The organism is Pantoea sp. EABMAA-21, assembly GCF_030053335.1.
In the GTDB taxonomy this organism is placed as follows: domain Bacteria; phylum Pseudomonadota; class Gammaproteobacteria; order Enterobacterales; family Enterobacteriaceae; genus Pantoea; species Pantoea communis.
Map to the genome: position 1 here is coordinate 30,972 of NZ_JASGBX010000010.1, position 25,785 is coordinate 56,756.

At 55.9% G+C, this 25,785-nt stretch carries 24 protein-coding genes and 1 pseudogene; 12 read left to right on the plus strand and 13 right to left on the minus strand.

The genetic code is table 11. The annotated features are described in order from the left end of the window. Positions 1 to 4 precede the first annotated feature (4 nt). From QMZ65_RS15355 to QMZ65_RS15365, 3 genes are all read right to left on the minus strand, one after another. A complete protein-coding gene (locus QMZ65_RS15355; protein ID WP_160834386.1) occupies positions 5 to 1,066 on the minus strand; it encodes an ABC transporter ATP-binding protein in 1,062 nt (353 codons plus the stop codon). Continuing rightward, the gene (locus QMZ65_RS15360; protein ID WP_283216267.1) at positions 1,063 to 3,285 is read right to left on the minus strand and encodes an ABC transporter permease; all 2,223 of its coding nucleotides are present in this window, start codon (positions 3,283 to 3,285) and stop codon (positions 1,063 to 1,065) included. The genes QMZ65_RS15355 and QMZ65_RS15360 overlap by 4 nt, the downstream gene beginning before the upstream one ends. A 118-nt stretch (positions 3,286 to 3,403) precedes the next feature. Continuing rightward, positions 3,404 to 4,432, minus strand: coding sequence for an ABC transporter substrate-binding protein (locus QMZ65_RS15365; protein ID WP_283216268.1), 1,029 nt, complete (start codon positions 4,430 to 4,432; stop codon positions 3,404 to 3,406). A gap of 216 nt (positions 4,433 to 4,648) precedes the next feature. On the opposite strand from QMZ65_RS15365, the gene QMZ65_RS15370 reads away from it, so the two are divergent. Together QMZ65_RS15370 and QMZ65_RS15375 are read left to right on the plus strand one after the other, a co-directional pair. Beyond that, on the plus strand, positions 4,649 to 5,683 hold the full coding sequence (locus QMZ65_RS15370; protein WP_211729715.1) for a LacI family DNA-binding transcriptional regulator: 1,035 nt from the start codon (positions 4,649 to 4,651) through the stop codon (positions 5,681 to 5,683). Positions 5,684 to 5,743: 60 nt separating this feature from the next. Then, positions 5,744 to 7,027 carry a histidine-type phosphatase gene (locus QMZ65_RS15375; protein ID WP_283216269.1) on the plus strand — a complete coding sequence of 428 codons (1,284 nt, stop codon included), beginning with the start codon at positions 5,744 to 5,746 and terminating at the stop codon, positions 7,025 to 7,027. Here QMZ65_RS15375 and QMZ65_RS15380 read toward each other — a convergent pair. Next, positions 7,011 to 7,922, minus strand: coding sequence for a LysR family transcriptional regulator (locus QMZ65_RS15380; RefSeq protein WP_283216270.1), 912 nt, complete (start codon positions 7,920 to 7,922; stop codon positions 7,011 to 7,013). The two genes, QMZ65_RS15375 and QMZ65_RS15380, sit on opposite strands and share 17 nt — an antisense overlap. Positions 7,923 to 8,054: 132 nt before the next feature. Between QMZ65_RS15380 and QMZ65_RS15385 the strand changes: the two genes are divergently transcribed. Next, on the plus strand, positions 8,055 to 8,735 hold the full coding sequence (locus tag QMZ65_RS15385) for an SDR family NAD(P)-dependent oxidoreductase (protein ID WP_283216352.1): 681 nt from the start codon (positions 8,055 to 8,057) through the stop codon (positions 8,733 to 8,735). A gap of 62 nt (positions 8,736 to 8,797) precedes the next feature. On the opposite strand, the gene QMZ65_RS15390 is transcribed toward QMZ65_RS15385, so the two are convergent. Then, positions 8,798 to 9,721 carry a LysR family transcriptional regulator gene (locus QMZ65_RS15390; RefSeq protein ID WP_283216271.1) on the minus strand — a complete coding sequence of 308 codons (924 nt, stop codon included), beginning with the start codon at positions 9,719 to 9,721 and terminating at the stop codon, positions 8,798 to 8,800. Positions 9,722 to 9,823: 102 nt separating this feature from the next. On the opposite strand from QMZ65_RS15390, the gene QMZ65_RS15395 reads away from it, so the two are divergent. Then, positions 9,824 to 10,645: an MBL fold metallo-hydrolase gene (locus tag QMZ65_RS15395; protein ID WP_283216272.1), complete on the plus strand. Its 822-nt coding sequence runs from the start codon at positions 9,824 to 9,826 to the stop codon at positions 10,643 to 10,645. Between the two features lie 4 nt (positions 10,646 to 10,649). After that, on the plus strand, positions 10,650 to 11,993 hold the full coding sequence (locus QMZ65_RS15400) for an amidase (RefSeq protein WP_097118849.1): 1,344 nt from the start codon (positions 10,650 to 10,652) through the stop codon (positions 11,991 to 11,993). Positions 11,994 to 12,019: 26 nt separating this feature from the next. On the opposite strand, the gene QMZ65_RS15405 is transcribed toward QMZ65_RS15400, so the two are convergent. The 4 genes from QMZ65_RS15405 to QMZ65_RS15420 all read right to left on the minus strand — a co-directional run bounded on the left by QMZ65_RS15405 (position 12,020) and on the right by QMZ65_RS15420 (position 15,636). Then, positions 12,020 to 12,427, minus strand: coding sequence for a DUF2000 family protein (locus QMZ65_RS15405; protein WP_045833270.1), 408 nt, complete (start codon positions 12,425 to 12,427; stop codon positions 12,020 to 12,022). A gap of 34 nt (positions 12,428 to 12,461) precedes the next feature. Continuing rightward, a complete protein-coding gene (locus tag QMZ65_RS15410; RefSeq protein ID WP_160834379.1) occupies positions 12,462 to 13,319 on the minus strand; it encodes an AraC family transcriptional regulator in 858 nt (285 codons plus the stop codon). Positions 13,320 to 13,347: 28 nt separating this feature from the next. Beyond that, entirely contained in the window at positions 13,348 to 14,634 is a 1,287-nt protein-coding gene (locus QMZ65_RS15415) for an SLC13 family permease (protein WP_283216353.1), read from the minus strand. 102 nt (positions 14,635 to 14,736) lie between these two features. Next, on the minus strand, positions 14,737 to 15,636 hold the full coding sequence (locus QMZ65_RS15420; RefSeq protein WP_097118847.1) for a LysR substrate-binding domain-containing protein: 900 nt from the start codon (positions 15,634 to 15,636) through the stop codon (positions 14,737 to 14,739). Positions 15,637 to 15,734: 98 nt separating this feature from the next. Between QMZ65_RS15420 and QMZ65_RS15425 the strand changes: the two genes are divergently transcribed. After that, positions 15,735 to 16,505: a HalD/BesD family halogenase gene (locus QMZ65_RS15425; protein ID WP_283216273.1), complete on the plus strand. Its 771-nt coding sequence runs from the start codon at positions 15,735 to 15,737 to the stop codon at positions 16,503 to 16,505. Here the strand turns inward: QMZ65_RS15425 and QMZ65_RS15430 are convergent. Both QMZ65_RS15430 and QMZ65_RS15435 read right to left on the minus strand, forming a co-directional pair. Continuing rightward, a complete protein-coding gene (locus QMZ65_RS15430) occupies positions 16,490 to 17,578 on the minus strand; it encodes a DUF2817 domain-containing protein (protein ID WP_283216274.1) in 1,089 nt (362 codons plus the stop codon). The two genes, QMZ65_RS15425 and QMZ65_RS15430, sit on opposite strands and share 16 nt — an antisense overlap. A 24-nt stretch (positions 17,579 to 17,602) precedes the next feature. Next, positions 17,603 to 18,373, minus strand: a complete 771-nt coding sequence (locus QMZ65_RS15435; protein WP_283216275.1) for a transporter substrate-binding domain-containing protein — start codon at positions 18,371 to 18,373, stop codon at positions 17,603 to 17,605. Between the two features lie 251 nt (positions 18,374 to 18,624). Between QMZ65_RS15435 and QMZ65_RS15440 the strand changes: the two genes are divergently transcribed. The 3 genes from QMZ65_RS15440 to QMZ65_RS15450 are packed head-to-tail and all read left to right on the plus strand — an operon-like array spanning position 18,625 to position 21,463. Next, the gene (locus QMZ65_RS15440; protein ID WP_097118838.1) at positions 18,625 to 19,386 is read left to right on the plus strand and encodes an alpha/beta hydrolase; all 762 of its coding nucleotides are present in this window, start codon (positions 18,625 to 18,627) and stop codon (positions 19,384 to 19,386) included. A gap of 26 nt (positions 19,387 to 19,412) precedes the next feature. Beyond that, the gene (locus QMZ65_RS15445) at positions 19,413 to 20,087 is read left to right on the plus strand and encodes a heavy metal response regulator transcription factor (protein WP_283216276.1); all 675 of its coding nucleotides are present in this window, start codon (positions 19,413 to 19,415) and stop codon (positions 20,085 to 20,087) included. Beyond that, positions 20,084 to 21,463, plus strand: coding sequence for a heavy metal sensor histidine kinase (locus tag QMZ65_RS15450; RefSeq protein WP_283216277.1), 1,380 nt, complete (start codon positions 20,084 to 20,086; stop codon positions 21,461 to 21,463). The genes QMZ65_RS15445 and QMZ65_RS15450 overlap by 4 nt, the downstream gene beginning before the upstream one ends. 64 nt (positions 21,464 to 21,527) lie before the next feature. Here the strand turns inward: QMZ65_RS15450 and nfsB are convergent, their stop codons facing one another. Continuing rightward, a complete protein-coding gene (gene nfsB / locus QMZ65_RS15455) occupies positions 21,528 to 22,181 on the minus strand; it encodes an oxygen-insensitive NAD(P)H nitroreductase (protein ID WP_283216278.1) in 654 nt (217 codons plus the stop codon). Between the two features lie 86 nt (positions 22,182 to 22,267). Further along, positions 22,268 to 23,269 carry a zinc-binding alcohol dehydrogenase family protein gene (locus QMZ65_RS15460; protein ID WP_160834370.1) on the minus strand — a complete coding sequence of 334 codons (1,002 nt, stop codon included), beginning with the start codon at positions 23,267 to 23,269 and terminating at the stop codon, positions 22,268 to 22,270. Between the two features lie 143 nt (positions 23,270 to 23,412). On the opposite strand from QMZ65_RS15460, the pseudogene QMZ65_RS15465 reads away from it, so the two are divergent. The 3 genes and pseudogenes from QMZ65_RS15465 (at position 23,413) to QMZ65_RS15475 (ending at position 25,708) form a co-directional block, all read left to right on the plus strand. Continuing rightward, a pseudogene (locus QMZ65_RS15465) lies at positions 23,413 to 24,318 on the plus strand (LysR family transcriptional regulator). A gap of 100 nt (positions 24,319 to 24,418) precedes the next feature. Further along, entirely contained in the window at positions 24,419 to 25,369 is a 951-nt protein-coding gene (locus QMZ65_RS15470) for an aliphatic sulfonate ABC transporter substrate-binding protein (protein WP_283216279.1), read from the plus strand. 150 nt (positions 25,370 to 25,519) lie between these two features. Continuing rightward, on the plus strand, positions 25,520 to 25,708 hold the full coding sequence (locus tag QMZ65_RS15475; RefSeq protein ID WP_097118832.1) for a YjfB family protein: 189 nt from the start codon (positions 25,520 to 25,522) through the stop codon (positions 25,706 to 25,708). Positions 25,709 to 25,785 lie beyond the last annotated feature (77 nt).

The window sequence follows — 25,785 nt, forward strand, 5'->3', positions numbered from 1 at the left end:
TAAATTATCCGGCAATCAGGGCTAATCCCTGAGGTTTAAAATCAATCGCCACGGCAGAAGCCAGCGGCAGACGCTGCTCCATCTGCGCATCAACGATAAACAAGGAACCGAGCGGCGTGGCCACTTCATATTCGATGTGATCACCCAGCCATGTGCTGTGGGTCACTTCGCCTTGCAAGGCTCCCTGCCCATCGCTGTGCAACGTAATAAACTGCGGACGCACCGACAATTGGGCCGAGCCGGTTGGCACGCCGTTACCGCGCACGCGATAACGCAGATTTCCCAGCCGCACCAGCGCATCGTTGCCCTCCACTTGCTCGACTTCGCACGGCAGAATGTTGGCTTCCCCCATAAAATCAGCGATGAACACCGAATTCGGGGCGTGGTAAAGGCTTTCTGGTGCGCCTTGCTGGGCAATATCACCCTCTTTCATGACAATAATTTTATCAGACACCGCCAGCGCTTCTTCCTGATCGTGCGTGACATAGACTGCGGTAAAGCCAAGCCTTTGTTGTAGCTCGCGAATATCGGTGCGCACACGGCGACGCAGACGTTCATCAAGATTGGATAAGGGTTCATCCAGCAGAAGCACCTGCGGTTCCAGCACCAACGCACGCGCCACTGCAATACGCTGTTGCTGACCGCCCGAAAGCTCAGACGGCAATCGCTGGCCCTGGTTTTCCAGTCCCACCAGTTTCAATCCTTCGCGCGCCCGGTCTTGCGCTTCCCGCTTGTTCATTCCCGAGGACTGAAGCCCATACATGATGTTGTCGAGCGCGCTCATATGGGGAAACAGCGCGTAAGATTGAAACACCATTGCCACATCGCGCTCGTTGGCAGGCAAATGTGTTACGTCTTTACCGCCAATCAGAATGCGCCCGGAGGTGGGATGTTCCAGCCCCGCCAGCAAGCGCAGCGTGGTGGTCTTGCCGCAACCAGAGGGGCCAAGCAGCGTAACCAGCGTGCCAGGTTCCACCGTCAGTGACAGATCCGGCAAGGCGTTGAAGCCTGCAAAACGTTTAGTGACATGCTCAAATACCACGGAACCCGCATTAATACTGGTCATACGGTTCTCTCCTGGGTTAACGAAGTTGAAGTCGACGGCACGGCGATATCCACGGGGCGCGCAACGCGACGCAGTTTTCGCTCACCCACCAGCCACTGAAACACGCCAATGATCAGCAGCATCACCACAATCAATACCGTGGAGTAAGCAATCGCCACACCGTACTCACCGTTTTCCACCAGCCCGACAATGTAGGAGGTCGCCATGTTGTATTGCGCACTAACGAGGAAGATCACGGCACTAATGGAAGTGATGGCGCGGACAAAGGCGTACACCAATGCGGCGCTGATCGCCGGTTTGAGTAACGGCAGCACCACTTTTCGCAGTGTGCGGAAACTGTTGGCACCGAGCGTCAGTGAGGCTTCATCGAGACTTTTATCCAGCTGGCTCATGGCCGCAATGCCCCCGCGCACCCCCACCGGCATATTACGAAACACAAAGCAGGCAATCAGGATGAGAGCCGTACCGGTGATCTCCAGCGGCGGCAAGTTGTACGCCATCACATAACTCACACCAATCACCGTGCCCGGAATAGCGAAACTCAGCATCAACAAGAATTCAAACGTCTGACGGCCGGCAAACTTCTGTCGCACAATCAGCCAGGCGGTGAGCAAGCCGACAATCGCGGTGAGCGGCGCGGCAATCAGCGCTATCTCCAGCGTGGTCCAGAACGAGTTCCACGCCACGCCGGTCCAAAGCAGATGCCCGTCACTGCTGCTGACACGGAAAGCTCGCACATAATGCTCGACAGTGAGGGCGTCATTTAGCCCCCATGACTGCACAAACCCACCGACGACGATCATGCCGTAAATCACCAACGTGAACAGCCCCCACGGGATCACCATGCCATACACGCCATAGCGTAATAGTCTGGGCAGTTGACCATGTTTGCCGCCGTCGCCCTTACCGGTGACGGTGGCGAAATTTTTGCCGCCCAACCACCAACGCTGCAGTACGAACGCCGCCAGGGTGAAGCTGAGTAAAATCATCGCCAGCACCGCTGCCCGACTGGGATCATTCTGCGCGCCGACTACCGAGAAGAAGATTTCGGTGGAGAGCACACCGTGACTGCCGCCCAGCACCATCGGGTTACCAAAATCAGCCATGCTTTCGATAAAGCTGATCAGGAAAGCGTTGGCCAGACCGGGCGCCATTAAAGGAAGGGAAATGCGGCTGAAGGTGCGCCAGCGGTTGGCGCGCAGCGTTTGTGAGGCTTCTTCCAGTGAAGGGCTTACCCCCTCGACCACACCAATTAGCACCAGAAACGCGATAGGCGTGAATGACAGCACCTGCGCAATCCAGATGCCGGTTAAACCATACAGCCATCGTCCAGGTTCGATGCCAAACAGCGCCGCCAGATATTCCGTGACCACGCCTGAACGGCCAAACAGCAGAATCAGCGCCAGACCAATCACAAACGGCGGCGTGATAATCGGCAAAATGGTCAGCATACGCAGCGCTTTTTTACAGGGCAGCGGCGTGCGCGTGGCGGCCAGCGCAAAGGCCAGCCCCAATAACGTAGAACCAGAAGCCGTCATCAGCGCCAGCCACAGCGTGCGCCAGGCCGTACCGCAGGTGCCTCCTTTCAAACAGGCCAGACTCCAGATTGAAGGATCCTGAATATTGCTGATCAGTCCGTCGGGTTTAAAACTGCCGTCAACGTCCTGCACCGAGACCACAAACATGCTCAGCACCGGATAGAGCACAAAAATACTGACCAGCGCGGTCAGTAATACCAGGGACGCCACCACAAAGGCATCGCCTTTCAACACGCCTCGCTCGGCCAGCGCAAACGAAAACAGCAGCAAAAAGGTGGTCATCAACAGCAGTGCACCCGCGCCCATCGCCGGTTGGCCCTGCTCCAGTGCCCCGAAGCGGTTTTCCAGCCATAACCAGCTCCAGCTGCTGTAGCCGATGGCATGTCCTTCAATCACCAGAAAAATGACGCCCAGTGCGCTAAATAACAGCATCAGGCGGCTGCGCGCGCCAGAGGGAAGTAATCCACACGCGGCACAGAGCGCGAACAAGGTCATTGCAATCGCCAGCCACGGATGTGAGCTGACCTGCCACAAGGCGGGCGCATTAGCAGGATCGCGCCACAAATTGAACAACCAGCCGCCATCAAAAAAGCCGGCTTCCAGGCTATACCACGGCAGCAAGAGTAGAGATGCCAGGCCGATCAACAGTGCGCCGGTAAGCCGACGATTATTTGCATGCATAAAACACCTCAAGAGGGAGAGTCTGCCTCTCCGGCTCGCAGTGGAATGATGTGTTGAAAGGCGCCACGGCAAGGATAGGATCTCGCAGGATGTGGCGCGGGTTCACGCAGTCAGGCCATCACTGTGCGCTGGCTCCAATCTCTTTATCCCAGCGGCTGAGCAGCGCTTTGCGCTTGGCGGAGTCGCCATAGGTTTTGAAGTCGTAATCGATCAGTTTGATGTTTTCGAAGCGCGGGGCGTATTCCGAAATTTCCGCGTTGCGATTTGACGGTAGCTGGAAGGACTTCGCTTCCTTCATGTGCGACTGCGCCTCCGCACTGAGCGCCCAGTCGTACCAGACCTTGGCATTGGCCAGGTTGCGCGCCCCTTTCACTATCGACATTGAGCCAATCTCATAACCCGTGCCTTCACAGGGCGCGACGGTTTTGATCGGGAAGCCATCCACCTGCATCGCAACAGCATCATGCATGAACACGATACCAACCGTGGTTTCGCCTCGCGCGGCAGCTTTCACTGGCGCGGAGCCGGACTTGGTATATTGCGAGACGTTGGCATTGAGTTTTGTCAGGTAATCGAAGGCCTGCTCCTCTCCCATAATTTGCACCAGGGTGGCCAGTGTGTTGTAGGCGGTACCGGAGGAGTTAGGGTTAGCGATTTGAATTTCCCCCTTAAAGCCGGGATCCAGCAGATCTTTCCAGCAAGTGGGTTCTTTCAGTTTTTTATCGGCGAGCAGTTTGGTGTTATAGCCCCAGCCCAGTGCACCCGCGTAAATTCCCACCGTGCGATAGCCCGAGTTTTCAGCCTGTTTTTGTGCCCAATCCTGCTGCTGGTCAAGCAGTGGAGATTTGTACACTTGCGTTAACCCCTCATCGGCCGCCTGCATATGCGGATCGCCGGTACCGGCCCACCAGATATCGGTACGCGGATTACGCGCTTCACTGCGTAAACGCGCATACGCTTCCCCCGCCGACAAACGCACCATACTGACTTTGATATCCGGATGGCTCTGGCTGAAGATGCGTGTCATGTGTTCACACACCACCACGTCAGCGGAACAAACCATGTTGAGGTTGCCCGCCGCAGAGGCAGCGAAAGGCAGTGCAGTACAAGAGAGGGATAGTGCGACGGCGATTAAGGTGGCTCGCATGGTGTTCTCCTTTGATTGTAGGGTGGTGCTTCACTGGCACCTTTTTTGCACATCTGTGCAAAGTAGTAATGAACAAAAAAACAGCTGTCAAATGGCTTGCGATGCAATTGATAGGTTGTGTCACAAAAATGCAACAAATTAGATTCTGAACGGTTTGCACAGCTTTGCAATTTGAGGCAGACTCTTTTTCAACCGATGTTTGCACAGGAGTTGAGCATGCTGAGTGATAAAACCGTGGTGAGTGCCCAGGATGTGGCAGAGCGCGCTGGCGTATCGCGTTCTGCGGTATCGCGCGTGTTTACACCGGGTGCCAGCGTATCCTCTGCCATGCGAGCACGTGTCATGAAAGCCGCACAGGAGTTGGGTTATCACGTTAATCATCTGGCGCGCGGCCTGGTGCGTAATCGCAGTGGGATTGTGTGTTTAGTTGTCTCCGAGATCGCTACCCCCTATCGCGCCAGCCTGGTTCGCTGGTTGACGCAGTTTCTGCAGGAAGCGGGAAAAATTGCCATGTTGATCAATACTGATCGTTCCGACAACAGCGTGTCAGCCGCATTACAGCAGGCGATCAACTTTCGTGCGGATGCCTCGATCATCCTTTCCGGCATGCCGGATCGCACCATTACCCGCCAGTGCTATCAGCATGGACAGCGCATCATTTTGATAAACCGCGATGAAGCGCTGCCCGGCTCGCTGAGCATCAACCTGGATGCACAACGTGCGGCGGCCACGGCGGTGATGGCGTTTCAGCGTGCTGGCTGTCGCCACCTCGCCTTTGCTAACTCTCTGGCGGGCACACCCAGCCTGATGAAGCGCGAAGCAGCGTTTGTTGCCGAAGCGCAGCGCGTGGGGATGGAAGTCACCATCGAACGATTTGGCTCGACCTCTTACGAAAGCGGACAAATTCTGGCGCACCGATTGCTGACTCAGCATCACCGCCCCGACGCCGTGTTTTGCGTGACCGATCTGGTTGCCTGCGGATTTATGGATGAAGCACGCCACCGCTTTGCCCTGCGCGTGCCCGAGGACCTGTGCCTGATTGGCTATGACAACATCGCGCAAGCGGGTTGGTCTTCTTACCATCTCACCACCTTTGCCCAGCCGGTTGAGCAATTTGCACGCGATGCTGTGAACTGGCTGATGCAAACCGAGGCCGATGAGACCGGCTTTACTCCGCAAACCGAACAACAGCATGACAGCTTGCTGTACCAGGCCGATGTGGTGTGGCGCGGGTCGGTACGTGGTGCCTGAACCTAGCCAGCTAATTATCCCCGTTCTGCATAAGCGCAACATTTTCGCATAAGGATCACGATGAACCTTCCCAGGAATCAGATTTCCGCAGGCCTGTTGATTGCCTGTTCGATGTGGTTAAACGCCTCACCGGCACAGGCAGAAGCGCAGTATCAGCTGGAAAAGGTGGTAGAACTGAGCCGACATGGTATTCGCCCGCCCACGCCCGGCAACCGCAAAGAGATTGAAGCAGCGACCCAGCGCCCGTGGACAACCTGGACCACGCACGATGGCGAATTGACCGGGCACGGCTACGCTGCCGTAGTAAACAAGGGGCGCTGGGAAGGCGATCATTATCGCCAGCTCGGATTGCTGACCTCAGGCTGTCCACAGGCGCAGGAGGTGTATGTTCGCGCCAGCCCATTGCAGCGTACCCGCGCCACCGCCCAGGCGCTGGTGGACGGTGCGTTTCCTGGCTGTGGCGTCCCGGTGCATCGCGTGGCAGGTGAAGATGATCCCTTGTTCCAGACCGAAGCGTTCCCGGCCACCAATACCGATCCCACACAACAATTTGCCGCCGTGACCGCTGCCACCGGCGATCTGGCGGCACGTCAGCAAGCGTTGCAACCTGCGGTTCAGGCTTTGAAGAGTGCGGTGTGTCAGTCTGGCACTGATTGCACCTTCTTCGACAAGCCGTGGCAGATCAAACAGAGCAAAGGCGGTCAAACCTATATTCAGGGATTGAGCGTTCTCGCCAGTATGGTTGAAACGTTACGTCTGGGCTGGAATGAAAATCTGCCAGCGGATCAACTGGCGTGGGGCAACATTACACACTCCGCGCAAATCACCGCCGTGCTGCCGCTGTTAACCGCCAATTACGATCTTAGCAACGACGTGCTGTATACGGCGAAAAAGCGTGGCTCCATTCTGCTGAATGAAATGATTCAGGGTGTTGAACAGGGTGTCAGCCCCGTTTCAGATGCCGTGCCGGATGCACGCTGGCTGCTGTTTGTCGCACATGACACTAACATCGCGATGGTGCGCACGTTGATGGGCTTCACCTGGACTTTGCCGGGCTACACGCGCGGCAACATTCCCCCCGGCAGTAGCCTGGTGTTTGAACGCTGGCGCGATAAGCAGAGCGGCAAGCGCTGGCTGCATGTTTACTTCCAGGCACAAAGCCTCGACGACCTTCGTCATCTACAGTCTGTCGATCAAGCGCATCCGCTGCTGCGAGAAGAGTGGCGAACGCCTGACTGTCGGGTCACCGAGGTGGGTACGCTGTGCCCGATGGCATCCACGTTAGCAAAATTCGGTCAGCAACTTGATCCTACCGCCATTACGCCGATCAGTTACGCGCCATAACGCAAACCTGTTTCACCACGCCGCGCAACCAGCGATGCGCGGCATCATTCTCCAGTCGAGGATGCCACATTTGTGACACTGTCATTTCCGGCGTGGCAAAGGGCAACTCAACCATCGCTAACGCCTGGCTGTGAGCGATCAAAGGGTGATGTGCAACCAGCGAACGGGGCACCAGCGCCACCCAATCCGAATCGACCACCAGCGCCACAGCGGCAGAGAAAGCCGGCACAACAGCAACAACCTTGCGCTGCAATCCGGCTTGCTCGATGGCGTCATGGATCGGTCCACCCCGTTCTGCGCGACGAGACGCGACAATATGGCCAAATCGGGCCAATTGGGTGATGTCCATCTGCTGTGTCAAAGGATGGTCCGCGCGCACCACGCCGACAAAATGATCGCGAAACAGCGCCTGCAAGCGGATTTCAGGCCCCATATTGCCGAGCACGCCAATCTCTATATCAATGCTGCCATCACGCAATTCACGATCACTTTTCTCCGGCTTTGCCACAAAGACCAACTCGACCTTCGGTGCCTGCTCGGTCACAGCAGCAATCAACGCACAGCCAAACGCTTCGACAAAGCCTTCGTTGGTGCGCAACCTAAAACAGCGATTCAGTTGTGCTAAATCCAGCGTTTCAGCATCCGGGCTGAGCACGGCATGTGCTTCCCGCAACGTACGCTGCGTCCGTTCCCGTATCGCTTCTGCATAAGGGGTCAGCACCATCTGGCGGCCGGCCCGTACCAATAACGCATCGCCCGTGACATTGCGCAGGCGACCCAGCGTGCGGCTCATCGCGGATTCGCTCAGGTTCAACTGGCGTGCCGCCCCCACCACGCTGCCCGTGGTGAGCAGCGCGTCGAGTGCCGTGAGTAAATTCAGATCGGTGGTGTTCATGGTCAATATCCTGCTGGATGTCGGGCGACATAACAAGGCGTTCAGTGCAGGTTATCACTGCACAAGCTGCGTGTTCCGCCTCCCCTCACTCCGCGCTAGACTTTTCTCATCGACTCCACTGAGGAACACATGATGAAAACATTATTGATTGGCGCGTCACGCGGGTTGGGATTCGCACTGGCAGAAACCATGCTACAGCGAGGCTATCAGGTTGTGGCGACCGGGCGAGCCCATTCTACCGATAAACTGTCGCAGCTGGCTGCGCGCTATCCGCAACAGCTGACGGTAGAAACGGTGGATATTACGGACCCCGAGCAGGTTAGCGCCCTGCATCAACGTCTGGCGGACACGGAGTTTGACATGCTGTTCGTCAATGCCGGAGTAAAAAATGACGATCGGGAAACCATTGCCGACGTTTCAACCGAGGAGTTCACCCGTGTCATGGTCACCAATGCGCTCAGCCCGTTGCGTGTGATCGAAACCTTTAAAGATCGGGTCAGCGCCAGTGGCACGATTGCAGTGATGTCTTCCGGTCAGGGCAGTCTCACCAACAATACTAACGGCAACTACGAGGTGTATCGTGGCAGCAAAGCAGCGCTGAATATGTTTATGCGCAGCTTTGCCGCACGCCATCAGGATGCGCGCACCTTGCTGTTAATGGCGCCAGGCTGGGTGCAGACCGATATAGGCGGGCCGGAAGCTCGCCTGACCATCGATGAGAGCATCCCCAATCTGCTCAACACCATGGAGGCGTATGCGGGCCGCACCGGGCTGCATTATCTCGATTACCTCGGCCGCGTCGTGCCGTGGTGATGTTTTCTGTTGGCCGTCCTCCTGTGAATCGCTGCCAACGCACGAGCGGCCTAAACGCCGCATTAAATTTTTCGCAGCAGCAGTTGTCGCAATGTCTCCCGCAACCAGCGGTTTGCCGGGTCGTCTTGCTGCGCGTTGTGCCATAGCAAGCTCAGCTCATAATCCGGCATCTCAACCGGCACCGGCGCAGCATTCAAGCCATAGCGTTGGCACCATGCAGGAGCCAGCCCTTGCGGCACCGTGGCGAACAGCGGCATCTGCTGGAGTAGCAGCGGTAAGCTGGAAAAGTGCGGCGTGACATAGCTTACACGTCTGGATTTACCCAGGCGCTGCAGAGCATGGTCAAGGGCACTTTCGCTGGCACCGCGATAAGACACCAGCGCATGCTGATGACCGACAAACTGAGCCAGCGTAAGGCGTTCCAGTGCAATTTGCTGGCAGCTCCACACAGTGCGAAAACCCGCCGAGCCGATTTTCTCGCGGGTTAAGTCACGACTAACTTCATTCCCAACGGTGATTACTACATCTGCCTGCTGCTGCTCCATTAACGGAATCGCCTGCCAGGGATCGGCAGCGACGACATGAATATCTACACCGGGCGCGGCAATGGCAAGTTCCGCTAACAAATCAGGCATCAACCACTGTTCCAGCCAATCGCTGATGCCGATGCGAAAACGGCGGTTATCACGCTGTGGATCAAATGCATCGGGCGTGAAGATCACCCGATGCAGCCCCTGCATCAGCGGTGCGAACTGCTGCACTAATTGTTCGGCACGCGGCGTCGGTGTCATGCCGTATGACGTGCGGATAAACAGCGCATCATCGAACATTTCACGCAACCTTTTCAAAGCGGCACTCACCGCTGGCTGGCCGAGGTAAAGGCGATTGGCGGCCTGCGTGACGCTGCGTACCTCGCACATCACCATCAACACCACCAGCAGATTGAGGTCGATACGAGAGAAATCATTTTCATTGATGTTTTTCATGATTTTAATCGATTTAAATAATGTTATCCGCCTCAGTATAGTGACTTTCAACTTACTGTCACGGACGCTGTTGAACGCGTCCTCTATCAAGTGGAGCACAACATGAAGATTCAGGTGGGCGAGTGCCGGGTTGAAAAAATCACTGAGCAGCGCGCCGCTTTTCCGTTTGGGGCGTTGTTTAAGGCACATCGTTCTGAGATGAGTGACGCCTTTGCCGAACAGCCGGCTGAAGTGTCGATACACAGCTGGGTGGTGCGTACCGCTGAACACACTATTCTGATTGATACCGCAACCGGCAATGGGCGCAATCGGGATAACAAACCATTATTCCATCAGCTGAATACGCCTTATGTCGAAAATCTGGCACGGGCGGGCGTGGATCCTGCTGAAGTCACGCTGGTATTGATGACGCACATCCATACCGATCATGTTGGCTGGAATACGCACTGGGTGGACGGTAAGTGGCAGCCGTTGTTCCCCAACGCGCGTTATGTCTGCTCGGCGGCGGAATTGCAGCACTGTCAGGACGATCCCGCCAGTCAGGAACTGTATCGCGACAGTATCCTGCCGCTGATCGAACGCGACCAGCTGCAGACCATCAATGTGCAGGAATCTCCTCTGTTCGCCGGCGTGCTGCGCTATATTTCCACGCCGGGTCACAGCATCGATCACGCGTCGATTGTGCTGGAAAGCCAGGGCGAATATGCGATTTTCCCCGGCGATGTGATGCACCATCCGGTGCAATTTCACCACCCGCACTGGAACTCGCTGTTCTGTGAAGACCTTCCGCTCGCGATGGCTTCACGTCAACGCGTTATAGACTGGTGCCAGCAACATCAGGCAATCTGGTTCAGTTCCCATTTTCACAGCAGCTCTTTGGGCCGTGTTGCGCCTGATGGGCAATGGACTCCACTTGAGGATTGACCGGATGCAATACGCTGATTATCTCACCGCGTCGCTGAGCGACTTATCCCTGGCACTGCAACGCGGTGATGTTACCGCGCGCCAGCTGACCGACTTCGCACTGCAGCGCATAAGTGAGGCAGACCAGCCGCGCTACAACGCCATCACCTGGCTGTTTGCGGATGACGCGCGTGCGGCAGCAGAACGGAGTGATACACGCCGTCAACGCGGTGAGGCGTGGGGTCAGCTGGACGGCATCCCGGTGCTGATTAAAGACAATATTGAAGTACAAGGCTGGCCCACCAGCGCGGGTTCGGTGATGTTGCGTGACGTCATCGCTGATAACGATGCTCCGCTGGTCACCAGACTGCGCAATCAAGGCGCGATTTTGATCGGCAAAACTGCGATGCATGAACTGGCAGCGGGCATTACTGGCGCCTCATCGCTGAGCGGCTTTACTCACAATGCCTGGCAGCAAGGTCGTTCACCGGGCGGTTCGAGTAGCGGTTCCGCGGTTGCCGTTGCCGCCGGTTATGTGCCGCTCGCCATTGGCAGCGACACAGCAGGTTCGGTGCGTATACCCGCCGCGTTTAATGGCCTGTTCGGCTTACGCATGACACGAGGTGCACTTAGCACATCTGGAATTGTGCCGCTGTCACCCACTCAGGATATCCCCGGCCCGCTGACACGCATTGCGGCCGACCTCCGCATCGCCAGCGAAGTGCTCAGCGGCAAGACGTTTGCTACGGAGGGAGAAGCATTGCGGGTTGGCATCTGGCAGGAAGGATTTGCCGCTGATGAAGATGAGATTAACCAGGCGGTGCAGGCTGCCGTGGCCGGGTTCGCACCCGCGACACTGAGCTGGCCAGAATTAGAGACGTTAGCGGCTGATGCCAATATCATCGGTTATGAATTTTCTGAAGCGCTGGCAGAGTATTTAGCCGATAAGCCGCAGGCGCAGTTCTATACCCTGCCGGATATCGCTGCATCCGGGCTGTATCATCCTCAGCTCGAAACCGTGTTTAAGACCCGCGCGGTACATCCTGGCACGGCCAGCGAAGGTTATGCACGGGTGCAGCAGCGCCAACATGATCTTTACCAGCAGTTGGTGGCGATGTTCGACCAGCACAACATTAACCTGCTGGCTTACCCGGTGGTGCGCCGTGCGCCAGTCAAACACGGCGAGATGCAGGAAGGCAGCAATGCGCTGGTTTCCGCAGTGACTGGCGCGCCAGCTATCTCTATTCCCGCTGGCCTGAGCGACGACGGGTTGCCGATTGGCGTCGAATTGCTGGCGCTGCGTGGCCGGGAAGACTTGTTGCTGCGCGCAGCTGCAGCCATCGAGCTGCGCATATCGCTGAATAAATGAAAGCGTCGCCGCAGGGGCGACCGCGTTTATCCGTGCAGTGACAGCCCTTTAATCGCCTTATCCACTGCTTTCTTTGGCCCACGAATCGCGATGCCGACCAGGTTCAGGTTGTCGGCATCTTCAGCCATGAATACCTCGCGGTTGGCGGCATCATGTCCGGTGGCGAACATCGCTTCCACATACGGGATCACCGTCAACTCCCGTTCCAAACCCTGGCGATGAGCCCGTTGTAATCCCGTGACATCACCCGCAAACACCAGCATCGGCTGGCCTGCCATATTGCCGTATTGACGCCCCTTCGCATCCACGTAAGGTTCGCCCATCATGTCAGGCGCGGCAGAAGCAATGCCGGTGGCGAGAAAGGCCACCACATTCAGGCGCTGCCAGGTGGCTAAATCATCACGAACAATCAGGGCGATTTTGGTATCAAACATCTGTCACTACTCTCCGATGGGGTCTAAAACAGTATCATCTAAGAGTCGCGGGGGTGGGATATAGAACGTTTGTGCACTGTCGTTGATAGGAGGCCGGTGTCATGCGGTAGGCGCGTTGGAACCAACGCCCTAAATGGCTCTGATCGGCAAAACCAACCTGAGCGGCAACCTGCACCGGCTCAATGCCCTGCGCCAGCAGCACACGTGCGCTGCGCAACCTCAGCCGTACCAGGTAGGCATGCGGTGACTGACCAAACGCCTGCTTAAACTGACGCGTCAGCTTAAAGCGATCGATGCCCGCCAGCCGTGACAACTCATCCAGCCCTATATCCTGCGCCATAAAATCGTGCAGATAGTCGCGTAATAGCTGCATGTGCTGCATCGCTGCACCTGATTGCGCATTGGGTTTGATTTCAAGATGGCGGGAAAGCATCGTCATCAGATGATCGAGGCTTTGGTCGCGCGCCAGTCGCCCTTCACTGTGATGCACTGAAAACCACGCCTGCTGGATGGCACTGGCCAGCAGCGCATCATCATTTAGCGTGTGGCGAAACGCCCCTTCAATATTGGAGACATCCCCCAGACCGCGTCGCTGCATCATCTCTGCCACCCAACGCTGCGGCAGATAGAGCATGGTGTAGGTGAAACCCTCTTCGTTAGGGGCGTGGCCGTCATGCACCGCGCCCGGCTCAATCAAAATGGCGCGGCCCGGTGTGCTGGTGTGCAATGCACGATGGCAGTTGAAACGTTGTAAGCCCTGCTGCGTCACGCCCACCAATAATTCGTCGTGATCGTGCGGATCGTAGGCGTGTCCGCGAAAATGCGCGTTGACGCTTTCGATACCGGTTTCGTCATCGCGACGAAAATCGACCCAATCATTATTGGCTGACATAACGGCGTGCTCAGGCAGTGAGGGAAAGTCAGGCATAGCCTAGCAGCCTGAACCAGAGATAATCCAGTGGTAACAGCAACAGCACGCTGAAGATAAACACCAGCACGCACAGTTGCAGGCCCGCTTTGGCAGGCACATTACCCAGCCCCATCGCCACCACCACTGGCGAAGCCTGATAAGGCAACAGCGGCGTCGCGTAGGCAAACACCTGCATCATGACGACGCTCATCAGAGAAAAGCCGGATGCGGTTGCCAACTCTTGCGCGATCGGCGTCACCATCGCTGGCACGCCGTTGGCAGTCAGCACAAAGTTGAGCAGCGAGACCAGCGAGTTAAGCACCGCGAAATTACCAAACGAAGCGTGATCCTGCAGTGGCAACACGCTGAGCAGCAAATTGGCAATCAGTCGGCCAAGTCCTGAATCCACCACCACTGTCGCCACCCCGAGAATACCGGCAATATAGATACAGGTGCGGAAATTAACCCCGCTGGCGAAATCATCTCCTGAGAGAAAGCCGATGCGCGGCAGCAGACAAATACACGCCGCCGCCAGACCAATCCATGCGGCGGGCAAGCCGTGCAGGCTATCGGTCATCCACAGCAACAGAGTGATAGCCAACAGGCCCATCAACCGCCATTCGCTGCGGCTGAGCGGCTCAAGTTGATCGCGATGGCGCACGGGCTGAGGTTGCGCGCGAAACAGGAACAGAATTGCGGCTGCGAGTACCATCCCCTTGCCAATCCCCACCACCGGCATATGCAGCAGCCACCAGGGCAGCCACTGGAGATGGATCTGATAGGCGTTTTCAGCAGCGCCGCTCAGCACCATATTGGGCACATTAGCCGGTAAGATGCTGGCGGAGAGCTGGAATGTGCCAAAACCCACCGCCAGCGCCAGACCAATGCTGCCACGGCTCCCAGCTTTAATTCCGGCCCGTTCACCCAACGCCAGCACCACCGGCATCAGCAAAGCGATGCGCCCCATATTGGAAGGCATCACCAATGCCAACAGATAGGTCAGCACCAGAGTGCCAACGACCATGCGCGGCCAGCTCTGACTGAGTGGCACCACCAGATAGTTAGCCCAGCGTTGTGCCAGCCCGACTTTGCGGATCGCAGCGCCGAGCACAAAACCGCTCAATACCAGCCAGAAGGCTGAAGAGGCGAATCCACTGAAGATGGTGCTGGTCGGGGCGATGTTAAGCAGCGTGGCGGCGGCAAAAAACAGCAGCGCTGTGAGATATTCCGGCAGGCGTGCACTTGCCCACAGCAAAATGGTGATGGCTATGACCAACGTGGTAAGCCAGAAATGCATATCTAAAGTCACTGACTGAACTCCCTGTCTACGATCCGTCGCACAAAGCGAATAAGCATAGTGCAATCCACGATTTGCAATGCTGAGTCAGTTAACAGTTTGTTAAATTGCCAGCTGTCCGAGCCAGTTTATTAACGCTTCACTGCCCGGCTGGCTGCGCGAACGCTGCGGCCAGGCAAGAAAATAGGGTTTACTTAATGGCAGGCTTAACGCATCAACCATAACTAAATCGCCTCGTGCCAGCTCTGCAGCGATAAGCCTTTTCTGCCCTAATAACAAACCCGCGCCTGCCACCGCAGCATCGATCGCCAATGAGGTGAGATTAAAACTTAACGCGGGCTGTGATGCGGGTTCCGCCATCCCTTTGGCCAGATACCAACTTCGCCAGTCCGGCAGAAAGCGCCCTTCGTTGCCCCAATCAAGATGGATCAATGGAGCCTGTTGCAACACGTTTTCTAATGGAAACTGCTGCAACAGCCTGGGGCTCACCACGGGCACCACCTCATCCAAAAACAGACGCTGCTTATCAAGCTGGGGATAGCGATCCTCACCAAAGCAAATGACAAAGTCAGCTGGTGTGGCATTAAAATCCACCTGCGCATGGGTGCCGTGTAGCGATAAATCAATGTCGGGACAGTGAACGCGCCACTGCGCAATATTAGGCAGCAACCACTTCGAGGCCAGTGCGGGCAGTGAATAGAGCGTGAGCTTGGGCATCGCCGCCACATGACGCAGGTTTTGCTGACCGAGATGCAAAATATCAAAAGCTTCCGTCACATAGCGCAGATACTCTTTACCGGTTTCGGTCAGCATGACCCCACTCTGCGTACGCACAAACAGCGCGCTGCCCAACTGTTCCTCTAGCTGCCGGATCTGCTGACTCACCGCCGCAGGCGTCAGTGCCAGTTGCGCGGCGGCTTTTGCCAGACTACCTAACTCCGCCGCCACCTTAAATGACTGGATTACGCTGATTTTCGGTAAACGAGGTGACTGTGAGGGCATTAAAGTTTCCTTAGCAGGGCATTAAATTTATATCGTTACGCACTAACATATCAGTGAGTTACTGTGATAACACACCTGTCATAATGAGAACTGTTGCTATGTCTGCATTGATTCGTTTCGATCTGCACCCCCTGGCCGACGCCGACTGGCGACGTGAATGCCGTGAACAGCTCAACCAGCATGGCGCGCTGGTTCTGCGCCAGTTTTTACAACCCGACGCGCTGCAAAGCATCATTGCCGAAGGAAACGCTCAGCGCCATCTGGCCTATCACACCCTCAGCAAGCATAACGTCTATCTGATGAAGAAAGACGAGGCGTATGACGCTGACCATCCGCGCAATCGTGATGTGATCAGTACCAAAGGCTGTATTACCGACGACGTGATCGCCGCCGAATCGCCGCTGCGCCAGCTGTACAACGACGAACTGTTTAAAAGTTTCCTGTGCGACGTGCTGGGTGAAACCGCGCTCTATCCTTATGCCGATCCGCTCTCGTCCATCAATCTGCATTACGCGCCCGATGGTCAGGAACTCGGCTGGCACTTCGATAACTCCTCCTTCGCCATCACCCTGCTGGTGCAGAAACCCCGCGCGGGTGGTGTATTCCAGTATGTGAAGGATCTGCGCGATGCCGATGCCGGTGAGATGAACTTTGATGGCGTGGCGGCGGTTTTGGATCAGCGCCAGCCGGTCGATGCGCTGGCGATTGAAGCGGGTGACTTAGTGCTGTTCCGTGGCCGCAACTCGATGCATCGTGTAACACCAACCGAAGGCGACATCACACGCATGCTGGCCGTGCTGGCGTACAACACACAGCCTGGCATCGCCCTGTCGGAAACGGCGCGCATGACTTTTTATGGTCGCTTGTGATCGGCGTTTAACAAACCTTGCCAGCCACGCACAAAAATCTGCTGGGTCCGAAAAGCCACCAGATCGCGCCAGTCGCGGTCTGCTGGCCAGAAGCCCTCTACCAGTTGTTGCTTGAGCGCACGCCCTGACTCACTGGCCGGGTCGCCCTGCAAATGCAGCCAATGATCGTCACGCACGCGACGATGCATCTCTTCGCCGAGATACGTTCCGCACTCCACCACCAGTGGCAAGATATGCGTCTGCGGCAGTGATTCCAGCAGGAACTGCGACAGATAACCCGTTGCGGTCGCGGTCACTCCGGTGACACTGTCACGACCTGCGCCGGTAAACAGTAACGTTAACCACTCGCCATACAGTGATTTTCCCCACTGATGCGCAGCGACCTGCTGCTCAGCAATCGAGAGCAACATTGGATGCCCCCATGCTCCGGCTCCCGTATGCAGATCGAAGCTCAGGATGGTTTTTGCCTGCGATAAATGGTCGGCGATGATGGTTTGCATGGTGCGATAAGACCAGCTCGGTTGCTTTCCACCGTAGAAGAAACCGTCAGCGAATTGGTATTGCCCGGCTTCCACCACCCGTTTCACCGCCAGCCAGCCTGCGCCGTTAAGGGTTTTAACTAACAGCTCATCAGCTTGTGTCCGATCGCCGTGGTAAATCCCGTGCCATGACGGGTATTCCGGATTGGCGGGGGCTGGCTGAGTAAAATCGATAAAATTGCGATTAAGATCGATGTTGTCTTCGTTGACGCGCCGCAAATGGGCTGCTCCCCAGGGATTCAACAGGTGCAGCAGCACAATCGCGGTGTCATCGGGCAAAGCAGTCAGACTGAAGCGATTGAGCCACTCAATCTGGCTGTCCGATCCGTAATAGCCTTCGACACCATGTGTACCCGAGATGATCATCATCAACTTGCTGGCACCGGGATCGCCAATGACGGCGACATCGGTGTAAAGCGTTTCACCTTGTGGGCCCGGCAGCGGATGCGGATAGGAAGTCAAAGCACCTTGCTGGCGCTCGACTGCCGCAACAAAACGGGCACGTTGGGACGAATAATGCGGCAAATCTGACATGCTGTTTCCTGTAAATAAGGGCGATTACGGATAGACCTTAAACTTGAAATATTTTTTCGCCAGCTGATCGTAAGTGCCGTTGTTGTGCAGTTCGGCCAGCGCATCATTGATCAGCTTCAGATGCACGGTATCGCCCTTACGCAGGCCAATTCCCACACCGTTGCCCAGCAGTTCTTTATCCACCAGCGTGGCTTTGATGACGTAATCTTTGCCTTCCGGCGTATTCAGGAAACCCTGATCCGCAGACACCGCATTCGCCAGAGTGCCATCCAGTCGCCCCGCGACCAGATCGGGATAGATCTCCATCTGGTTCGGATAGGACACAATATTCACGCCCTGCGTCACCCATTTTGCTTTGGCGTAGGTTTCCTGAATGGTGCCCTGCGCCACGCCGATGTTCTTACCGCGCAGCGTGCTGATATCTTCGGTCAGCGTGCTGTTTTTTGGCGTCAGCAACGCACTCGGCGTGATATACAGCATGTTGCTGAAATCCACCTGCTCACGGCGTTTCTCTGTCATCGACATCGCCGACAGAATTGCATCAAACTTCTTCGCCTGCAGTGCCGGAATGCTGCCATCAAAGCCGATCTGCACCCACTGGCATTTTACTTTTGCCTGGGCACAAATGGCGTTGCCCAAATCGATATCAAATCCTTTAAGTGAGCCATCACTGGCTTTGGATTCAAACGGAGGGAAAGTGGGATCAACACCAAAGCGCAACGTCTGCTCAGCAAACGATAAGGTGCTGAAAGCGCCCAGTGAAAGCAGTAACGCGAAGGACAAACTCTTTTTCATTGTTATCTCCAGCAGGCAGGTAAATTCATATTGGCATCCAGAGTTAATAACATGAGGGAAACATTACCACCATTAAAATAATGGATTTATGTAGAGTGAATTCTTATATTGATTAATAGGTTAGAGGAATTTCACACCCCATTAAAAATTACTTAATACCCCCTGTCATTCTTTTGTCATAACTCGCTCACCCTGCTGTCAGCGCCGTTTTCATATCCTGTGCCCGAACCTTCCTTATCTGGAGCACGATCATGAAACTGAAAAAACTGACGTTAGCAGCGGGCATTTTATTGGCGATGGCAGGCGGCGCGGCGCAAGCCAAAGCGCAGCCGGTGAAGAATATTGTGTTAGTACACGGTGCATTTGTGGGTGGCGCAGGCTGGCGTCCGGTGTATGACCGCCTGACGCACGATGGCTATAAAGTGACGCTGGTGCAGGAGCCGCTGACCGGTTTCCCGGAAGATGTCACGGCGACACGCCGCATCATCGATCAGCAGAATGGACCGGTGATTCTGGTCGGCCACAGTTATGGTGGCGCGATCATCACCGAAGCCGGAAATGACAGCAAGGTGGTGGGTCTGGTGTATATCGCCGCGCACGCGCTGGATAACGGCGAAACCGAAGCCATCAACGGCAAGAAGTTCCCCAACAGCGCGCATCCGTTTGCCAAATCGACTGATGGCTACCTGACCATCGCGCCAGAAAATTACCACAGCGATTTCGCCGCCGACTTACCGGCTGCGCAGGCGGATTTTGAAGCCCACGCGCAGATGCCAACCAATGCCGCCGTGTTCACCGCCAACATTCCAGACCCGGCGTGGAAGACCAAGCCTAGCTGGTACATGGTGGCGAAAGCTGACAAAATCATTAACCCTGATCTGGAGCGGATGTACGCCAAACGCGCGCACAGCCACACGGTTGAAGTCGCGGGCGCCAGCCACTCGGTGTATGAATCTCATCCTGATGATGTGGCGAAACTGATTGAACAGGCCGCTCAGCAGGCGCAGCCCTAACCCACTTATTCCGCCCGGAGATGCGCATGAAAATTTTGGTGATTGAAGATGAAGCCAAAGCGCGCGATTACATGCGCAAAGGATTAACCGAAGCGGGATTCATCGTGGATGTAGCGGAAAATGGGCAAGATGGTTTGTTCTATGCGCAGGAGCATCATTACGACCTGATTTTACTCGATGTGATGATGCCCGGCATGAGCGGCTGGGAGGTGATGGCCGCGCTGGATAAACAGATCCAGACGCCGGTAATTTTCCTCACGGCTAAAGGCACGTTAGAAGATCGCATCAAGGGGCTGGAACTGGGCGCGGATGATTACCTGGTGAAGCCCTTCTCGTTTGCGGAACTACTGGCACGCGTCCGCACGCAACTGCGGCGCGGCGGCCAGCAAAAACTTCCCGATGTGCTGACCCTGGCCGATCTGCAACTCGATATCCCTAAACGTCGGGTGGAGCGCGCGGGGCAACGCATCGACCTCACCAACAAAGAGTTCAACCTGCTGCATCTGTTTATGCTGCATCCCGGCGAGGTGCTGACGCGCACGGTGATCGCCTCACGCGTGTGGGATATGAATTTTGATAGCGACACCAACGTGGTCGACGTGGCAGTAAAACGCCTGCGCCAGAAGATCGATGGCCCCTTTGCTCAACCGTTGATTCACACCGTGCACGGCGTTGGGTATCGCTGCGAAGCTGAAGCATGACTAAACTTTCGCTCGCCACCCGATTATCCTTGCTGCTCAGCACTGCGGTGATCGTGATTTTTGCCCTGAGCGGCATTGCGTTGTATCAGTCGCTGGCGAAGCAGATCGGTGTACGCGATGACGCGGCACTGCTGACGCGCATTGATCAGATTCGTACGCTGCTGCGCGATGAAGACGCCATCACGCTGATCCAGCAAAAACCGCGCCTGTTTGCCAATATGCTGGGCAATACGGAGTCTTTGCTGGTGCTGCGCTTTCCAGGTCAACCGCCGCTGATTGTGGTCAATCCAGGCGCACGACCGATGCCCGACATCACGCCCGTGCCCGCCGATCAGCCACTCAGTCTGACCTCAGTGCATCACCAGCAAGCGCAGGATGGCACCCCTTTTATCTCCGCCGCCGCCTTAGCGCCGACGCGTGATGGTAATGGGCAAATTGAGATCATCACCGGCCGCCTGATGAGCGACCGTACCCAAACGCTGAACAGCTATCGCGACCAGATTATTGTATCAACTGCACTGGCAGCCCTGCTGGTTGCATTATTGAGCATCTGGCTGGTGCGACGCGGCTTATCGCCATTGCGTCGGCTGGCAGCGGAAACTGATGCCATAGACGTGCGGCGTTTATCGCACCGTATCCAGTTCAGCGATGCCCCGTCAGAACTGCAACCGCTGGTCGCTGCCTTCAACCAGATGCTCAGTCGTCTGGAAATGGGCTACCAGCAACTCAGCCAGGTCTCTGCGGATATGGCGCACGATCTGCGCACGCCGATTGGCACCTTAATCGGTCAGACTGAGGTGGCGCTGAGCCAGCCGCGTAGCGTCGGTGATTATCAGGCACTGCTGGGCTCCAACTACGAGGAACTGGAGCGACTGGCGAAAATGATCGATAACATGCTGTTCCTCGCTAAAGCGGAAGACGCAAGCCAGGCGATGGATTGGCAAGCCATCGATTTGGCACAGCTTGGGGAGAAGTTGCAGGACTATTTTGATGGCATGGCCGAGGAGCACAACATGCAGTTGGAGATGCGCATGCAAGGAGAATTGCGCGCCGATCCGCAGCTGCTGCAACGAGCACTGGCGAATCTGATGGCGAATGCCTTGCGCTATGGCGAGCGGGATACCACCATTCGCGTGTTAAGTGCGGTGCGCGATCAGGGGATCGAATTGGTGGTGGAGAATCAAGGCGCAGCGTTGAGTGCTGAACAGCAGTCACGCATGTTTGATCGCTTTTGGCGCGCCGATGCCTCACGACATCAAAGCAGTAGCGGATTGGGATTATCGATTGTGCGCAGCATCATGCGCTTGCATCACGGCAGCTGTGCGGTGAGCAGTGAGAACGGGATGAACCGGTTCAGTTTGCGGTTTCCGCGATAAAACGTGTAGCGGCGCGATTCATCGCGCGGGGTTAAAACCACGCAAAAAATTGCGCCGCAACCGCTTAAATAAAGGTGAAAATCTCTTCGCGCGGCAAACGTGATTTTGGCAATGCCGCATTGAAATCTTCTTCGCTGCGATAGCCCAACGATACCAGTACCACGCTGGTAAAGCCTTTCTCACGCAGGCCTAACGCCTGATCCAGCGCACGCTGATCAAAACCTTCCATCGGCGTCGCATCAATCCCTAACATCGCGGCACCTAGCAGCAGACCACCGAGCGCCAGGTAAACCTGTTTCTCCATCCACTGCGGGATATCACGCTGCTCGTAACGGTGCATATCGACATAACCACGGCGGCTCTTATCCTGACCGGCTTTACCTTCTGGTTTGGCAAAACGCCCATCCTGTTCTTCCTGCGCCAGCACATTTTGCAGATGTGCGTCATCCAGATCGGTGCGCATGCACAGCGCGATCACATGGGAAGCATTCAGTACTTTTGGGCCGTTATAAACAAAGGCGCCGGTAGTGGATTGCGCGATCTGCTCACGACCTTCTGGCGTGGAAGCGATCACAAAATGCCATGGCTGAGAGTTGACGGATGACGGGCTGTTACGCAGCACGTTCAGCAATGTTTCGATCTCTTCCTGCGGCAAGCTTTTACCACTGGCGAAGGCTTTTACAGTGTGGCGACGAGCCACTGCGTCATTAAGTGTCATGGCAATCTCCTGAATCGATTATTTTAAAAGTGCCGTTACCTTAACCGCCGCGCTTACACGGCGGTTAACGAATTGTGTTTCAAGGGTTAAAAGCCGCTCAGCACGATTTTGCCGCGTGCACGCCCGCTTTCAATCAGCGCATGGGCTTTGCGCAGATTGGCCGCGTTGATAGTGCCATGATGTTCGCCTGCCGTGGTTTGCAGCGTCTGGTCATCAATTAACTGGCTTACGCGCTCTAAAATATCGTGCTGACGCTGCATGTCGCGGGTCTGGAACAGTGAACGGGTGAACATCAGCTCCCAGTGCAGCGAGATGGCTTTGCGCTTCAGCGGCACCACGTCCAGCGTTTCAGGATCGTCGATCAGGGCCAGTTTGCCCTGTGGGGCCAGCACATCTACCAGCTGGGAGTAATAGCTGTCGGTGTGCGTCAATGAAGCCACATAGCGCACCTGCGGGTGGCCAATGGCCGCCAGCTGTTCGCCCAGCGGCTGCTGATGATTAACCACATGATGCGCGCCCAGTGAGCGCACCCAATCCGCGGTTTCGGGCCGCGATGCGGTGCCTATCACCGTGAGGTTGGTCAGCTTGCGCGCCAGCTGCGTCAGGATCGATCCCACACCGCCGCCTGCTCCGATAATCAACAGTGCAGCATTGTCATCCGTCTGTACTTCCAGACGATCAAACAGCAATTCCCATGCGGTGAGTGATGTCAGCGGCAACGCGGCGGCATCGGCATCATTCAGCGTGCGGGGTTTATGGCCGGCAATGCGTTCATCCACCAACCCATATTCGGCATAACTGCCCGCGCGGGTAATATCGCCTGCGTAAAACACCTCATCGCCCGGCTGGAACAGCGTGACCGCCTCACCCACCGCTTCCACCACGCCGACCGCATCCCAACCCAGAATGCGCGGTTTATCGGTGGGCGCACCGTTACGCACTTTGGTGTCCACCGGGTTTACGGCAATGGCGTGGATCTTTACCAGCAGGTCACGCGCGCCCGGCTGCGGTTGGGCGACATCCAGTTCGTACAGCGCATTTTCATCGGAAATCGGTAAACCGTTTTGGCTATAAACAATCGCTTTCATCAAGCCGTTCCTCAATTCATCAGGGTGTTAGGTAAGTTGGATTCAGCATAGCGGCCTGCACGCTGAGGAAAAATGCCGATTGCACAGCAACACTTTCACTCTTAGAGTGAAAATCCCTGTCTGTTTTGACGATGAGTAAGAAAATGATCCGACTGGAAGATGTCACGCTGTTTGTAAGATCGGCAGCACTGGGCAGCTTTTCCCGCGCGGCCCGTGAAGTGAATTTGCTGCCGGGGCAAGTGAGCGCCGCGATTCAGCGACTGGAGCGAGAACTGGATCGTCGCCTGTTTGCGCGATCTACGCGTAGCCTGCGCTTAACCGCAGAGGGTGAAAAATATCTGCCCTAAGCGCAGGAGATGCTGGCCTTGATGCAAGCGGGCGCTGATAGCCTGCAAAGTCATGAAGACGCGCTGAGCGGTGAGCTTAAAATCGCGATGCCTTCCGATATTGGCCGCAATATTCTCTTGCCGCTGATTACCGAATTTTGCTGTGAGCACCCTGCCTTGTCGGTCCGGTTATCGTTATCCGATCAAATCAGTGATGTGTTCCGCGATCCGGTAGATATCGCCATTCGCTACGGCAAACTGGAAGACAGCAGTTACGTGGCACTACCGCTGGCCGAGGATAATCGACGCATTATGGTGGCATCGCCAGCTTATCTCGACCAACATGGACGCCCGCAGAAGCTGGAGGATTTAGCCCAGCATCACTGCCTGCCGTTTGTGATGGGCGGCCATGTCTATGACAAATGGACGTTCCCGCAGGAAGGTATGCGCCGCCAAATCACGGTGAAAAGTCGCCTGCTGTGTGATGACGCCGAAGTGGCGCGCCGTTGGGCTATCGATGGCATGGGCATCGCATATAAATCGTGGATTGATGTCTGTGAAGATATCCAGCAGCGCCGCCTGGAACGGGTGCTACCTGAGATTCCCGGCGAAAGCACGCCCCTGCATTTAATCTGCCCGCATCGTAAGCAGTTCTCTCCTGCGATTCGGGCGCTGCATAGCGTATTACGGGAGCATTTGCGGGCGATTACCGCGCAACTTTGATAGCTGTAAATGTGCAGAGCTTATGCGAACTTGCGGTTTTGATTGCCTCGTGAGCAGCTTTATCATTTTTAAAAAATTGATAAAACCTTCAGGGACTCACATGGGCAACATTACAAAGACAATACTTGCTTCACTGCTTTTCTCCTCACTGCTTGCCAGCGCCAATGCCGAAGAGACACTTCGCATCGGCTATCAAAAATCTTCCACCTTGCTGACGCTGATAAAGCAGCGTGGCGATCTGGATAAGGTGCTCGCCGAGCGCGGCATTAAAGTGACATGGCACGAGTTCACCAGCGGCTTACCGCTGCTGGAGGCGCTGAATCTCAACAACGTTGACCTCTCTGCTGATGTCGCCGATACCGTGCCGGTGTTCGCGCAAGCGGCAGGCGCCGACCTCACATATTACGCGCGCGAAACGCCCTCTCCAGAAGCTCAGGCCATTCTGGTGCCCGCTAATTCCAGCATCAAATCACTGCAGGATTTAAAAGGTAAAAAGATTGCCGTTACCAAAGCGGCTGGCAGCCATTATCTGCTGATCGCCGCGTTGCAAAAGGCGGGACTGAAATTCAGTGATGTCACACCTGCATGGCTGACGCCTGCCGATGGACGTGCCGCGCTGGAACACGGCAGCGTTGATGCGTGGGTGACCTGGGAACCCTTTGTCACCAGCTCTAAAGTGGAGCAGCACACGCGCGTGCTGGTGAGCGGCAAAGGTCTCGCCAGTTATCAGCGCTACTATCTGGTATCGACGCCTTATGCGCAGAAGCATCCTGAGGTGCTGGGCATTGTGTATAAGACGCTGGATCAGGAAGCACAATGGCTGAAAGCACATCCAACGGATGCAGCCAAGATTCTCTCTCCGCTGTGGGGTAATTTGCCGCTCGCCACGGTGGAACAAGCGAACCAGCAACGCAGCTATCAAATCGAGCCGGTAAACAAGAGCGATTTGGCTGAGCAGCAAAAGATTGCAGATGCGTTTTATCAGGCGAAGCTGCTGCCGAAAGCGATTAATGCGCAGGATGTGGGCACCTGGCAGCCGCAGGCGAAATAGCCGCCCTGCCAGAGAATGAGTTGATTAAGCCGGTTGGCATCGGGCATGTCCGTAAATCGCATTGAAGCTTTGCCCGCGAATGCCGATAGACGTATCAGGCTTTCTCAAAGCCGTTTCCGCCCCCCATTAGTCGTTTTAAAGGAGAGCAAGATGGATGTATCACAGATTACTTCACTGGCTATCGGTCTGGATAATATGGACCTCAGCAGTAAAGTGAGCACCCTGGTACTGAAAAAGACCCTGGATAATCAGCAGTCGATGGCAGCAGGAATTCTTGATTCGATTCCGCAACTGCCTGCCAATCCGGCAGTTGGCCGCAACATCAATACCACCGCATAAACTCGCGTTGCATCGTTGCACTCACTGAACGACCTCTGATAGCGTGTATTTTTAACCACTCCCTACTTCAGGGAGTG

Excerpts from the sequence above, each read along its gene's own strand:
- QMZ65_RS15440 (WP_097118838.1), top strand. The coding sequence starts at position 18,625 with ATGAAACTGAAAAAACTGACGTTAGCAGCGGGCATTTTATTGGCGATG.
- QMZ65_RS15385 (WP_283216352.1), top strand. The coding sequence starts at position 8,055 with ATGAAAACATTATTGATTGGCGCGTCACGCGGGTTGGGATTCGCACTG.
- QMZ65_RS15420 (WP_097118847.1), bottom strand. The coding sequence starts at position 15,636 with ATGCCCTCACAGTCACCTCGTTTACCGAAAATCAGCGTAATCCAGTCA.
- QMZ65_RS15375 (WP_283216269.1), top strand. The coding sequence starts at position 5,744 with ATGAACCTTCCCAGGAATCAGATTTCCGCAGGCCTGTTGATTGCCTGT.
- QMZ65_RS15460 (WP_160834370.1), bottom strand. The coding sequence starts at position 23,269 with ATGAAAGCGATTGTTTATAGCCAAAACGGTTTACCGATTTCCGATGAA.
- QMZ65_RS15365 (WP_283216268.1), bottom strand. The coding sequence starts at position 4,432 with ATGCGAGCCACCTTAATCGCCGTCGCACTATCCCTCTCTTGTACTGCA.
- QMZ65_RS15400 (WP_097118849.1), top strand. The coding sequence starts at position 10,650 with ATGCAATACGCTGATTATCTCACCGCGTCGCTGAGCGACTTATCCCTG.
- QMZ65_RS15405 (WP_045833270.1), bottom strand. The coding sequence starts at position 12,427 with ATGTTTGATACCAAAATCGCCCTGATTGTTCGTGATGATTTAGCCACC.
- QMZ65_RS15380 (WP_283216270.1), bottom strand. The coding sequence starts at position 7,922 with ATGAACACCACCGATCTGAATTTACTCACGGCACTCGACGCGCTGCTC.
- QMZ65_RS15445 (WP_283216276.1), top strand. The coding sequence starts at position 19,413 with ATGAAAATTTTGGTGATTGAAGATGAAGCCAAAGCGCGCGATTACATG.
- QMZ65_RS15435 (WP_283216275.1), bottom strand. The coding sequence starts at position 18,373 with ATGAAAAAGAGTTTGTCCTTCGCGTTACTGCTTTCACTGGGCGCTTTC.
- QMZ65_RS15390 (WP_283216271.1), bottom strand. The coding sequence starts at position 9,721 with ATGAAAAACATCAATGAAAATGATTTCTCTCGTATCGACCTCAATCTG.
- nfsB (WP_283216278.1), bottom strand. The coding sequence starts at position 22,181 with ATGACACTTAATGACGCAGTGGCTCGTCGCCACACTGTAAAAGCCTTC.
- QMZ65_RS15360 (WP_283216267.1), bottom strand. The coding sequence starts at position 3,285 with ATGCATGCAAATAATCGTCGGCTTACCGGCGCACTGTTGATCGGCCTG.
- QMZ65_RS15410 (WP_160834379.1), bottom strand. The coding sequence starts at position 13,319 with ATGTCAGCCAATAATGATTGGGTCGATTTTCGTCGCGATGACGAAACC.
- QMZ65_RS15425 (WP_283216273.1), top strand. The coding sequence starts at position 15,735 with ATGTCTGCATTGATTCGTTTCGATCTGCACCCCCTGGCCGACGCCGAC.
- QMZ65_RS15470 (WP_283216279.1), top strand. The coding sequence starts at position 24,419 with ATGGGCAACATTACAAAGACAATACTTGCTTCACTGCTTTTCTCCTCA.
- QMZ65_RS15475 (WP_097118832.1), top strand. The coding sequence starts at position 25,520 with ATGGATGTATCACAGATTACTTCACTGGCTATCGGTCTGGATAATATG.
- QMZ65_RS15415 (WP_283216353.1), bottom strand. The coding sequence starts at position 14,634 with ATGCATTTCTGGCTTACCACGTTGGTCATAGCCATCACCATTTTGCTG.
- QMZ65_RS15370 (WP_211729715.1), top strand. The coding sequence starts at position 4,649 with ATGCTGAGTGATAAAACCGTGGTGAGTGCCCAGGATGTGGCAGAGCGC.
- QMZ65_RS15450 (WP_283216277.1), top strand. The coding sequence starts at position 20,084 with ATGACTAAACTTTCGCTCGCCACCCGATTATCCTTGCTGCTCAGCACT.
- QMZ65_RS15430 (WP_283216274.1), bottom strand. The coding sequence starts at position 17,578 with ATGTCAGATTTGCCGCATTATTCGTCCCAACGTGCCCGTTTTGTTGCG.
- QMZ65_RS15355 (WP_160834386.1), bottom strand. The coding sequence starts at position 1,066 with ATGACCAGTATTAATGCGGGTTCCGTGGTATTTGAGCATGTCACTAAA.
- QMZ65_RS15395 (WP_283216272.1), top strand. The coding sequence starts at position 9,824 with ATGAAGATTCAGGTGGGCGAGTGCCGGGTTGAAAAAATCACTGAGCAG.